This window comes from Methylocaldum sp. RMAD-M (genome assembly GCF_017832375.1).
In the GTDB taxonomy this organism is placed as follows: domain Bacteria; phylum Pseudomonadota; class Gammaproteobacteria; order Methylococcales; family Methylococcaceae; genus Methylocaldum.
In genome coordinates this window covers 1-1039 of the sequence record NZ_JAFIBZ010000074.1, presented here as the reverse complement: position 1 = coordinate 1039, position 1039 = coordinate 1, and the positions used below count along the sequence as shown (strand labels likewise).

Here is a 1039-nt window from a genome sequence, read left to right as displayed (position 1 = left end):
GCGGCCACGAAGTCGTGGATGGTTTCGAGGATGTCCTGATCGATGAATTGCGCCCGCGTGGCATCGATGATGACATACCCGTTTTCGCCCACCCGGTTCAGATACTCCCGCAACAGCGCCTTGTTGAGAAAAGACACATCCTTGTGCAAGCGCAAGAGATAATTGTTGCCGTGCTGGGTCAGGGTGATCGCCGCCTGGAAGTTGGTTCTAATGACGTAATAGAGACCGACGACCATGCCGACCGCGATGCCCTTCAAGAGATCGGTCGCGAGGATCGCGACGATGGTGACCACGAACGGAATGATCTGGCTCGCCCCCTTGGCGTACATCTCCTTGAACAGCTTGGGTTTGGCCAGCTTGTAGCCGGTCAGGAGCAGGATCGCCGCCAAACAGGCCAAGGGAATCAGGTTCAAGTAGCGGGTGATGAACATCACGCTCAACAGCAGCAAAACGCCATGGATGAAGCAGGCCATCTTGGTGCGGCCGCCCGCGTTCACGTTGGCGGAACTCCGGACGATCACCGCCGTCATCGGCAAGCCGCCGATCAAGCCGCTGAGCAGATTGCCGAGCCCTTGGGCCTTCAGTTCGCGATTGGTCGGGGCGATGCGTTTCAAGGGGTCGATCTTGTCCGCCGCTTCGAGGCTCAGGAGCGTCTCGAGGCTCGCGATGATGGCGATGGTGACCGCCACCGTGTACACCTCGGGATTGGCCCACTGGCTGAAATCGGGCAGGGTGAACTGCTGGAAGAAGCCCGCGACGCCCTGAATCTCCGGGAGGCTCACCAGGTGCTCCTTCGCGATCGCGAAGGCCGGTAGGAAGTGTTGCGAGAGCAGATTGAACGCCACCCCCCAGAGGACCGCGACCAGGGGACCGGGGATCAGGGATAAAACCGCATTCTGTTTGAAGAGGCGGGTCTCCCACAAGAGCATGATGCCGATGGCGACCGTGCTCACGATCACCGCGCCGGGCGAAATCGCTTCGAGCGAATAGGCGAGTTCGGAGAAGGTCGTGTGGCCGTCGGCCTGGACATAGGCTTCAT

General features: G+C 60.2%; 1 protein-coding gene. It reads right to left on the bottom strand.

Going from position 1 to position 1039, the window contains the following annotated elements:
* A partial coding sequence (locus JOD69_RS24490; RefSeq protein ID WP_210024377.1) for a SulP family inorganic anion transporter occupies nucleotides 1-1039 on the bottom strand: 1039 nt, incomplete at both ends.